This is a genomic window from Pseudomonas sp. GD03858 (genome assembly GCF_029840925.1).
In the GTDB taxonomy this organism is placed as follows: Bacteria; Pseudomonadota; Gammaproteobacteria; order Pseudomonadales; family Pseudomonadaceae; genus Aquipseudomonas.
Genome location: NZ_JAOCDM010000062.1, coordinates 20,068 through 30,616 on the forward strand (window position 1 = coordinate 20,068; position 10,549 = coordinate 30,616).

6 protein-coding genes are annotated in these 10,549 nt (G+C 65.4%); 2 read left to right on the forward strand and 4 right to left on the reverse strand.

The genetic code is table 11. The features are described from left to right. Positions 1–115 precede the first annotated feature (115 nt). A complete protein-coding gene (locus N5D48_RS16385; RefSeq protein ID WP_279886134.1) occupies positions 116–1,795 on the forward strand; it encodes an MFS transporter in 1,680 nt (559 codons plus the stop codon). A gap of 205 nt (positions 1,796–2,000) precedes the next feature. Here N5D48_RS16385 and N5D48_RS16390 read toward each other — a convergent pair whose 3' ends face one another. From N5D48_RS16390 to N5D48_RS16405, 4 genes are all read right to left on the reverse strand, one after another. Further along, entirely contained in the window at positions 2,001–2,570 is a 570-nt protein-coding gene (locus tag N5D48_RS16390) for a hypothetical protein (RefSeq protein ID WP_279886136.1), read from the reverse strand. A 66-nt stretch (positions 2,571–2,636) separates the two neighbouring features. Beyond that, positions 2,637–3,023: a VOC family protein gene (locus N5D48_RS16395; protein WP_279886138.1), complete on the reverse strand. Its 387-nt coding sequence runs from the start codon at positions 3,021–3,023 to the stop codon at positions 2,637–2,639. Between the two features lie 99 nt (positions 3,024–3,122). Beyond that, positions 3,123–3,494: a hypothetical protein gene (locus tag N5D48_RS16400; protein WP_279886141.1), complete on the reverse strand. Its 372-nt coding sequence runs from the start codon at positions 3,492–3,494 to the stop codon at positions 3,123–3,125. Between the two features lie 6 nt (positions 3,495–3,500). Then, a complete protein-coding gene (locus N5D48_RS16405) occupies positions 3,501–4,388 on the reverse strand; it encodes a hypothetical protein (RefSeq protein WP_279886144.1) in 888 nt (295 codons plus the stop codon). Between the two features lie 252 nt (positions 4,389–4,640). On the opposite strand from N5D48_RS16405, the gene mnxG reads away from it, so the two are divergent. Then, positions 4,641–10,490 (forward strand): manganese-oxidizing multicopper oxidase MnxG, encoded by a 5,850-nt coding sequence (mnxG, locus tag N5D48_RS16410; RefSeq protein WP_279886147.1) that lies wholly within the window; start codon positions 4,641–4,643, stop codon positions 10,488–10,490. Positions 10,491–10,549 lie beyond the last annotated feature (59 nt).

Genomic DNA, 10,549 nt, shown 5'->3' on the forward strand with positions numbered 1-10,549 from the left:
TCCGAGGCGGTGCCTCGCCGTGCTTCGCGCAACCGTAAAGCCCAGGGGCCTGGGTGCGTGCGTTCGCGACTGATAGGGATACTCCGGCCCTCTGACAACCAGACGGAGGCGACCCATGGCGGTCCTCGACAGCGCATCCTCGGGCAGTAGCGCGCCCCAACGCGGTATCACCCGGGAGGAGCGCAAGGTCATCTTCGCCTCGTCCCTGGGCACGGTGTTCGAATGGTACGACTTCTATCTCTACGGCTCGCTGGCGGCGATCATCGCCAAGCACTTCTTCGCCGGGGTCAATGAAACCACAGCCTTCATCTTCGCCCTGCTGGCCTTCGCCGCGGGCTTTGCCGTGCGGCCGTTCGGCGCCATCGTGTTCGGCCGCCTGGGCGACATGATCGGGCGCAAGTACACCTTCCTCATCACCATCGTGATCATGGGCCTGTCCACCGCGGTGGTGGGCATCCTGCCCGGTTACGCGGCCATCGGCGTGGCGGCGCCGATCATCCTCATCACCTTGCGCTTGTTGCAGGGCCTGGCGCTGGGCGGCGAGTACGGTGGGGCGGCCACCTATGTCGCCGAGCATGCGCCGAAGGGACGGCGTGGCTTCTTCACCGCCTGGATCCAGACCACCGCCACCCTTGGCCTGTTCCTGTCGCTGCTGGTGATCCTCGCCTGCCGCACCGCCATGGGCACCGAGGCGTTCGAGGACTGGGGCTGGCGCCTGCCGTTCCTGCTGTCGATCCTGCTGCTGGCGATCTCGGTGTATATCCGTCTGCAATTGAACGAGTCGCCGGTGTTCATGAAGATGAAGGCCGAAGGCAAGGCGTCGAAGGCGCCGCTGACCGAGTCGTTCGCCCGCTGGGACAACCTCAAGGTGGTGATCATGTCGCTGCTCGGTGGCACCGCCGGCCAGGCGGTGGTGTGGTACACCGGACAGTTCTACGCGCTGTTCTTCCTGCTGCAGACGCTCAAGATCGACCCGCAGACCGCCAACCTGCTGATCGCCGGTTCGCTGTTGATCGGCACGCCGTTCTTCATCCTGTTCGGCAGCCTGTCCGACCGCATCGGCCGCAAACCGATCATCATGGCCGGCTGCATCATCGCCGCGCTGACCTACTTCCCGATCTTCAAGGGCTTGACCGAGTACGGCAACCCGGATGTGTTCGTCGCCCAGGAGCAGAACCCGGTGGTGGTGATCGCCGATCCGGCGCAGTGTGCGTTCCAGTTCGACCCGGTGGGCAAGGCGCGCTTCACCAGCTCGTGCGACATTGCCAAGAGCCTGCTGGCCAAGCGTGCGATTCCCTACGAGAACCAGGCCGCCGAGCCCGGCACGGTGGCCCAGGTGCGGATCGGCGAACGGCTGTTGCCGAGCTTTGACGGCAGCAGCCTGGCGGCCGCGGCCTTCAAGGCGCAGAACGACGCCTTCACCGCCACCCTGGGCGGCGCGCTGAAAGAGGCGGGGTATCCGGAGAAGGCCGACCCGGCGAAGATCCACTACCCCATGGTGTTGCTGTTGCTGACCATCCTGGTGATCTACGTGACCATGGTCTACGGGCCGATCGCCGCCTGGCTGGTGGAGCTGTTCCCGGCGCGCATCCGCTACACCTCGATGTCGCTGCCGTACCACATCGGCAACGGCTGGTTCGGTGGCTTCCTGCCGACGGTGGCATTCGCCATGGTGGCGGCGACCGGCGATATCTACTACGGGCTGTGGTACCCGATCGTGATCGCGGTGATGACGGCGGTGCTGGGGATCTTCTTCCTGCCGGAGACCAAGGACCGGGATATCAACCACGCCTGAGCGTGGACGCATCTGCCCGAATGTGGGAGCGGGTTTTTCAGGGCGCCGAACCGCCGAGAAGCAGCCTGCGCGGAGCCTGGCACCGGCTGCGCCGGTGTTCGCGGCTGAAGCCGCTCCCACAGGACACGCGCCGACTTCGAGCCATGCACCGATCGGCGCCAGCGTGAGGAATCTGAGCGACCGCGCCTGCCTCGAACAGTCGCGTTCAGTCGAAATAGCCTCGCAGGCTATAGCGATAACCCGTATCGACCTCCACCCCGGCTTCGCGGCTGTGGGTCTTGTTGAGCACGAACTCGAATGCCGGCTCGTACAGCCCGTCGCGCACCAGCGCCCCGGCCAGCACTTCGACGTCATACCAGCCGTTGTCCAGCTCGATGATGGGCCGCCCCGGCTCCTGGTAGCGCGCCAGCAGGTCGCCCAAGGTCTTGTTGGTGAAGTGCTGCAGGACACGCCAGGTGAACAGCATCAGCGCGCGGTTCTCGACCCGCAGCACATGCCCCGAGCGGCGATGCTTCAGGCGGCTGCCAGGCTCGAGAAGGGCCGGGGTGCTTTCGTCTAGGGTGAACAGGATGCGATAGGGCAGGTTGTCGATGCCGGCCAGGGGCAGGATCACGCCTTCGCGCACGGCCTGGTCGCCACTGTCGCCGCTGGTGAAGGCCCGGGCCAGGTCGTCGGGCAGGTCGTGCTGTTCCTTGAAGCTTTCCAGCAGCTGGATGTCGCCGAGCAGGAAGTAGTCGATCAGGTCATTGAGGACTTCGCTGAATTCGTAGCGCATGGGTTGTCCTTGTTCTGGCTGCGCTTGAGGAAGTCAGCAATGTAGCGGATGGCTGTCGGGCTGTCTTCAGTGCCGCTGGGCGAGCTGGATCAGGTTGCCGCAAGTGTCGTCGAACACCGCCACGGTGACCGGGCCCATGGCGGTGGGGGGCTGGGTGAAACGCACGCCGGCGGCGCACAGGCGGGTGTACTCGGCCTGGATGTCGCGCACGCCGAACGAGGTGGCGGGAATGCCATCCTGCTTGAGGGCTGCCTTGTAGGTCTTCGCGGCGGGATAAGCGTCCGGTTCGAGCAGCAGCTCGACGCCATTGGGGTCGTTGGGCGAGGTGAAGGTGAGCCAGCGATGCTGGCCCATGGGGATGTCGTGCTTGGGTTGGAACCCCAGGACATGGTGGTAGAACGCCTGGGCCTTGGCCTGGTCGTCGACGAGGATGCTGGTGACCACGATCTTCATGGGCGCAGACCTGGTTGGAGTGGTGTAACAGCAAGTAAAGACGTTTCGCAGGGTTTGACCAATAGGGCTCCGTGATCGATCGACCTTATCGGATTCCGGTCAATCATTGTCGAAGTAATCGGCCATCTCCTGGGCGTCCAGTTCCTGGGCAAATGCCTGCTCGACGAAACTGGCGATGGCGTTCGCCCTGCGCCGAGTGAGGATCGGCAGCATATGGGCTACCAGGCTGCGGGCCAGCAAGCGCAGGCGCTTGTGTTCCACGCGTTGCTGGATCTGCCATAGCCGCTCACGGCGGGGCTGCGGGAAGTCGACACCGAGCCGGTGATCGATGGTCAGGTCGAGCTCCCGCCGACGCAGGCTCGGATCCGCCAGGCTTGCGCCATCCTCGGCGTGAGCCGCGTGCAACTCCACGACCGCGTGTTCGTACTCGCGTTGGCTGAGCTTGCGGCCGTGGCGTGGCAGGTGGTCCATGGTCTGTCAGCGGTCAGGCAGGTTGCCATAGACCGCCCTGGACACGTCTGCGCCGAAAGCCAGGCTGACGATATCCGGGTCGGCAAGAATCAAACGCTCGTCCACGGGCACGCCGAACAGTTGCTCGTACTGTCGGGCGGTCAATGCGTTGGCCGTTTCATCCTGGAAGGTGAGTGTCATCTGATTGACCCGCTCCACCATTTGCGTTGGGTCCACGTTCTGCAACCGGCGCTCATGGTCGAGTGTGAAGAGTGTCGTTTCGACATTGAATTTCGCGTCGGTCAGCCCCTGTCGTGAACTGGCGGACAGATTGGACAGTGGCATGTTATCCAGTTGCCGTTCGAAGGCTTTCATGTTGAAGGCGAGCGCATCCTGCGCTGACGCGATCCTGCTCTGCATGCGGCTATAGAGTGTCTTGCTCGTTCTCAGCAGGGCTTTTTCAGTCGACAACGCCTTGCCCTCCTGGGGCGATCGCGCGGCGCCATCGACGGAGGATACAACGGTCAAGGCTTGGCGGGCCATGCAATCGGCGATATCTCCAGTCTCGCCAGTGTGTCGTTCGAATACGCTACGGCCGTAGGTGCCGTAGATGAAGGAAGACAGTGCATAGCCTCGCGCGCCGGAGACCAGGATGTTCGCCGGTACCAGAATGCGGTTGGCGGCTTGGTGGCAGACACCGTCGATCAGGTAGCGGGTAATGCCGGCACGCTGATCGGGGCAGGCAATGAGGTCCGCCCGATGAGTGCTGCCACTACTCTGGTTGAAAGCCGTGCCACCGGTATTACCGCCCCAGCACTTCCACGCCTTGCCCCCAGTGCCGCACTCCACGTAAGTATGGTCGGCCGCCTTGAGGAAAAGCTTGGTGGGATATTTTTTCGCTACGAGTGTGCCCATGGTGCTTCCGTCCTTGTTGCGCAGGGTTGTCGATGGGTTGCTGCAAAGCGTGAGGTGATGCCACTTCGGTATAGGGTAGTACTGGCCAAATGCAAGTGCCGCACGCAGTCCCCCGATTCGGGGAACCGGAGTGGGGCATGCGCCCCAGTTCGTGTGGAGTTGAATCGTAAGGCATTGAAAGTAATTGAATTATTTTTGGCATAAGGCTTGCTCACCTCCTCGCAGAGTCCCTGCGCCCATCGGAGGTGCCCCATGTCGAACCCGCGCAAAGGTCCGGTCCTGTCCATGCTTTTGCTGGCCTTGCTCGGCTGGCAGGTCACCAGCGAGGCGGCCGTGCAGTGCCAGCGCACGCTGGTGGCCAATGTGGTGGCGCTGGACCAGCCGCTGATGTTCAACCGCCTTGGCGCGCAGAACGCCAACGGCATGATGTTCGCCTTGCGCAACGACGTGGTGGACGAGCACCTGGTGCCCCTGGGCAAGGGCGGCGCGGCCGTGCCGGGCAAGGTCACCCTGCGCCCGGACAAGCGTCCGCGGCCGATCGTGCTGCGGGTGGCGGCCGGTGACTGCCTGACCGTCAACCTCAACAACCTGCTGGCCTACCAGGCCAATCCCAACAAGCACGGCATCGACCACGAGGAAAACGAGGTCGAAGGCGAGGAGCAGGAAGGCCCCGAGGTCGAGAACGAAGGCAACGACGATTTCGTCGCCGACGAACAGGTCAGCGATCGCCACGTCGGCTTCCAGGTCAATGGCCTGCAGGCGGTGAACAGCATCGCCGACATCGCCGCCAATACCGGGCGCAACGGCAATTTCCTGGTCGCCCCGGGTGGGACTCGCAGCTACACCTTGTACGCCGAGCGCGAGGGCGCCTTCGCGGTCACCAGCCAGGGCGCCACCTTCGGCGGGCAGGGCGGGGCCGGCAACGTCGCCAACGGCTTGTTCGGCCAGGTGGTGGTGGTGCCCAAGGCCGGGCGCACCTACCGCAACACCTTGACCGAGGAAGAAATGCGCCTGGCGACCACCGGACGCACCGCCACCGGCCAGCCGGTGATCGACTACGAGGCGCGCTACCCCAACGTGCAACCATGGATCGCCGAGGGCAAGGCCGGCAAGCCGATCATCGCCATGGTCGATGGCAACGAGATCCTCAACAGCGAGACCGATGCCATCGTCATGGGCCCCAACCCCGACGGCAGTTTCCCCAAGTCCACCTACCCGCTGGAAAGCGTCGGCAAGCGCAACCCGGCGTTGCCCAACCGGCTGGAGGCGTTTCGCGACTTCGCCTCGCAGTTCGCCGATGAAGTGGCCGCCACCCAGGCATTCCCCGGCTATTGGGCGGACCCGGTGATGGGCCACGTGCTGGAGCCGACCCGTGATTCGTTCATGATCAACTACGGCTCCGGTGGCATGGGCGCCGAGGTGGTGGCCAACCGGCTGGGCGTCGGGCCGATGCATGACTGCCTGTCGTGCGCCTATGAAGAGTTCTTCCTCAGCGCGCACACGGTAGGCGATATCGGCACCCTGGTGGACATTCCGGCCAACGTCGGGCTGGAGAACATCCGCCCGGGCGAGACGCCACCGGCCAGCGCCACCGGCGTCAAGGCGACCATGGCGCTGTATCCGGCCGAGCCGGCCAACGTGCACCACAGCTACATCGGCGACTTTACCAAGTTCCGCAATACCCATAATGGCCATGAGCAGCACATCTTCCACCTGCACGGTCATCAGTGGCTGTTCAACCCCAACGACGACAACTCCGACTATATCGACGCCCAGGGCATCGGTCCGGGGGTCGGCTACACCTACGAAATCGCCAACGGCGGTTCGGGCAACCGCAACCGCGTGGCGGGCGACGCCATCTACCACTGCCATTTCTATCCACACTTCGCCCAAGGCATGTGGGCCATGTGGCGGGTACACGACGTATTCGAGCCGGGGACGCGCCTGGCCGTCAGCGGCGAGGGCGAGAACGGCTTCCACAGCACGCCGTTCGCCCTGCGCAGCGGCAAGCCCGCCCAGGGGGCGCGCGCCCTGCCTGACGGCGAGATCGTCGCCGGGACGCCGATCCCGGCCATCGTGCCACTGCCCGGTAAGGCCATGGCGCCGATGCCGGGCAAGGTCACCGTGGTGCCCAAGTTGGGCGAGACGCTCATCGCCGGGCATGACGATGACGACGAAGAGCAGCAGGGCGATGATCACGCCGATGAACCCGGCACCCCGCGCGCCGTCGGTTCGCTTGCCCTGGTCGATCGCAGCGAGGCCAACCGCAACGCCGACGGCACCTTGAAGAACCCTGGCTATCCGTTCTGGATCGGTGGTATGGAAAGCAGTGTCGGCCAGCGTCCGCCGACGCCACCACTGGACATGCTCGACCCGGCGCTGGCCCGCCAGCTCAAGGACAGTGGCAAGGCGCTGTGGGCCAACCTCGACCCCAACCAGGTCGATGGCTGGGACGGTGGCCTGGGTCGCCACGCGCTCGATGGTGTGTCCGCGGGCGGCGAGGCGGTGACCACCACCACCCGGCTCGATTTCTCCAAGGTGGTGCACAAGGCCAAGCCGATCTACCTGCCTGAAGAGGGTACCGAGGTCGAACAGGCCGCCATGCAGTTTCACGCCAAGGCCGAGCACCAAAGCTTCGCCCTGATCCCGGGCGGCCAGCCGGTGGCCAAGGCGTTTCGCACCAATGGCGCGTTGCCGACGGCGGGCGCGCCGTACTATGAGCCGTGCATGGATGACCGGGGCAAGCGCCTGACCCAGAGTTCCGGGGTGGGCGAGTTCGCCAGCGGCGAAAGCCTGACCGGCATGAGCTTCCGTGGCGCGTCCACCTTCACCGCCGATCGCCCGCGCATCTACAAGGCCGCCAACATCCAGTTCGACGCGGTGTACAACAAGGTTGGCTACCACTTCCCGCAGGCCCGCATCCTGGCCCTGTGGGAGGACGCCTGGCCGGTGATCACCAAGCAGCGCCCGCCAGAGCCGCTGGTGATGCGCATGAACACCTTCGACTGCACCCAGTACGCACAGACCAACCTGATCCCCTCGTTCTACGAGATGGACGACTACCAGGTGCGTACCCCGACTGATGTGATCGGCCAGCATATCCACCTGCCCAAGTGGGACCTGACCGCCGCCGACGGCTCGGCCAACGGCTGGAACTACGAGGACGGCGTGCTCTCGCCCGGCAGCGTGGTCGAGCGCGTGCATGCGATCCGTAGCTTCAACGGCTGCACCGAGGGCGACGCCCGCGACGGCACCGCCGCCTGCCCGAAAGCCAGGCAGCATCCGTACTTCGGGCGTTTCGGTCGGGCCGACTGGCTGGGCGCGCGCACGGCCATGCAGCGCTGGTTCGCCGACCCGCTGGTGAACGTGCATAACGTCGACCGTGGGCTGGGCACCATCTTCACCCATGATCACCTTGGCCCGTCGACTCACCAGCAACTGGGGCTGTATGCCACCGTGCTGGCCGAGCCTGCCGGTTCCAGCTGGTACCACGCCGAAACCGGCGAACAGCTGTACAACCCCGCCACTCGCCAGGATGGCGGCCCGACCTCGTGGCAGGCGGTGATCCAGACCGGCGACCACGATGGCGACGGCAGGAACGACAGCTACCGCGAGTTCTTCCTCGAGTACAGCGACTTCCAGCACGCCTATGAAGCCGGCGTGTACGTGGGCGCCGGACCCAACGGCGTGCCGGATGGCCAGGCCTATCCGGCCACCGCCGACAGCTTCCGCTATGCCATCAACCCGCCGGTACGGCAGAAAGCCTCGACGCTGCTCGAGGCGGTGGTCGAGTCCCGTGGTGGGCTGAATCCGGGCTGCCCGAGCCGGCCGTGCCCGCAGGCGATCTCGGTGGATGACCCTGGCATGTTCGTCGTCAACTACCGCAACGAACCGCTGGCCCTGCGCGTGTTCGACCCGAACAAGGTCGGCCCGGACGGCAAGCGCGGCATGCAGGCCGACGGCCTCGGCGGCGACCTGGCCTATGCCATGCAGAGCCGTACCGACCGCGCCATCCCGGCAATGAACCTGGCGCCCTCGGCGATCACCCAGGCCACCGGTCCCACTGGCGGCACTACGCTGTTCCCGCCGCACGTCAACAAAGGCACGGAGCCGGGCGATCCGTTCACGCCGATGCTGCGCACCTATTCCGGCGACAACGTGCGCCTGCGCATGCATGCCGGCGGCCACGAAGAGGAGCACAACGTCACCTTGCACGGCGTCAAGTGGCTGCAGAACGGCTCGGGCTTCGGCAACAGCTTCAACTCGGGGTGGAAGTCGTCGCAGATGGTCGGCATCTCCGAGCAGCTCGGCTTCATGGCGCCGGTGTCGATGATCTCCAGCTCCGCCGCCACCAATGGTGACTACCTGTACTCGCTGGACGCCGCGCTGGAAGGCTACTGGAACGGCATCTGGGGCATCATGCGCAACTACACCGCCCAGCGCGCTGACCTGTTCGCCCTGCCGAACAATCCGCAGCCGGTGGCCATGCGCAACACCGTCAACTTCGATGGCATCTGCCCGAAAACCACGGCCAATGCCAATGGCATCGGCACTCGGCCAACGGTCAAGCGCAGCTACGAGATCGTCGCGGCCCTGGCCAACGACATCCTCGAGAACCGCCATGGCGTCAGCATCAACGACCCGGCCGGCATCGGCCAGCACGTAGGCGGCGCGCTCAAGGCCAATGGCGGCACCCTGGTGTTCAACAGCCGCAAGGTCGATATCCCCATGGCCACGGTCACCGACGAGGAAGATGGCGCGACCTTCACCGTCGGCGGCCACAGTTCGCCGTTGCACGACCCGACCGCGGTGCTTTATGTGCGCAAGGCCGACCTCGATGCCAGCACCGGCAAGCTCAAGGCCGGGGTGCCGGTCGAGCCCCTTGTGCTGCGGGCCAACGCCGGCGACTGCATCAGCATCACCCTGGAGAACCGCCTGCCGCTGGTGATGCCGGACCTGCCCAGTACGGCGGTGATGCAGAACGTGGTCAAGCGCGACCGCGCGGGCAGCGAAGGTTCCACGGCGTTCAACAACAACCTGATGCGTCCGTCCAGCCATGTCGGCCTGCATGCGCAACTGCTGGCCTACGACATCACCAAGTCGGACGGTGTCAACGTCGGCCTCAACCCGGTGCAGACCGTGCCACCGCGCGCCGGTGGCAGCGGCGCCTACCCGAACAAGGTGTACCAGTACTACGCCGGGCACCTGGAGCGCGAAGGCAAGCCGGTGCTGCAACTGGGGCGCACGGTGGACAACATCAACACCACCGCCATCGAGTTCGGTGGCCTGAACCTGACCCCGGCGGATGTCATCAAGCAGCCGCAGAAAGGCCTGGTCGGCGCCATGAGCGTGCTACCGCAAAGTGCCACCTGGACCGAGGACGTCGCCAGTCGTGCCCAGGCCACGGTGAAGGTCAGCGGCCAGCCCGACTACCGCGACTTCGTGACCGTGTGGCAGCGCTCGCTGAACATGCGCTGGGCCGATGGCCGTCCGGTGGAAGGCATCGCCACCGAAGGCAACGGCGTGCCCGGTGATCCGAAGGACAACGGCAACATGGCCATGAACTACAAGACCGAGCCGCTGTGGCTGCGCTTCGGCCTGGCGCCGGATGCGCCGTTCGGTCATGCCGACGGCTTCGGCTTCGCCGATGTGCCCAACGCGCACATGGCCTACAGCAACGCCCTGGTCGGTGGCGATCCGCAGACCCCGGTGCTTTGGGCCAAGCCAGGGCAGCCAGCGCGCAGCCACGTGCTGATGCCCAGTGGGGGGAGTCGCGGCATCACCTACCAGCTGGACGGGCACCTGTGGCCGCTGCACAACTACCAGGCCGAGAAGAACGATGTGGACGGTTACCCCATGGGGCTGCCGGGCATCGGCTCGGTGCGCTTTGGCTATAACCCGATGGCGATGTACGTGGGGGCACAGGAGAGCGTGCTGCCGGCGGCGCACTTCAGCTTCATGCTGCCCAGTGCCGGTGGGGCCAATGCGGTGCCGGGGGATTATCTGTTCCGCGACTATGCGGCGTACGGCAATGCTTCGGGGTTGTGGGGGATCCTGCGGGTGACCAATGAGGCGCCGCCGGCCACGGCACCGGCGCAGTGAGGGCGCCTGGTGGCCTGGCTTGGGAGTGGGGGAGGCCACCAGGTGTTTGGCGACAGGGA

What these genes read in the sequence shown, in the direction of transcription:
- N5D48_RS16385 (WP_279886134.1), top strand. Translation starts at nt 116, where the DNA reads ATGGCGGTCCTCGACAGCGCATCCTCGGGCAGTAGCGCGCCCCAACGC.
- N5D48_RS16390 (WP_279886136.1), bottom strand. Translation starts at nt 2,570, where the DNA reads ATGCGCTACGAATTCAGCGAAGTCCTCAATGACCTGATCGACTACTTC.
- N5D48_RS16395 (WP_279886138.1), bottom strand. Translation starts at nt 3,023, where the DNA reads ATGAAGATCGTGGTCACCAGCATCCTCGTCGACGACCAGGCCAAGGCC.
- N5D48_RS16400 (WP_279886141.1), bottom strand. Translation starts at nt 3,494, where the DNA reads ATGGACCACCTGCCACGCCACGGCCGCAAGCTCAGCCAACGCGAGTAC.
- N5D48_RS16405 (WP_279886144.1), bottom strand. Translation starts at nt 4,388, where the DNA reads ATGGGCACACTCGTAGCGAAAAAATATCCCACCAAGCTTTTCCTCAAG.
- mnxG (WP_279886147.1), top strand. Translation starts at nt 4,641, where the DNA reads ATGTCGAACCCGCGCAAAGGTCCGGTCCTGTCCATGCTTTTGCTGGCC.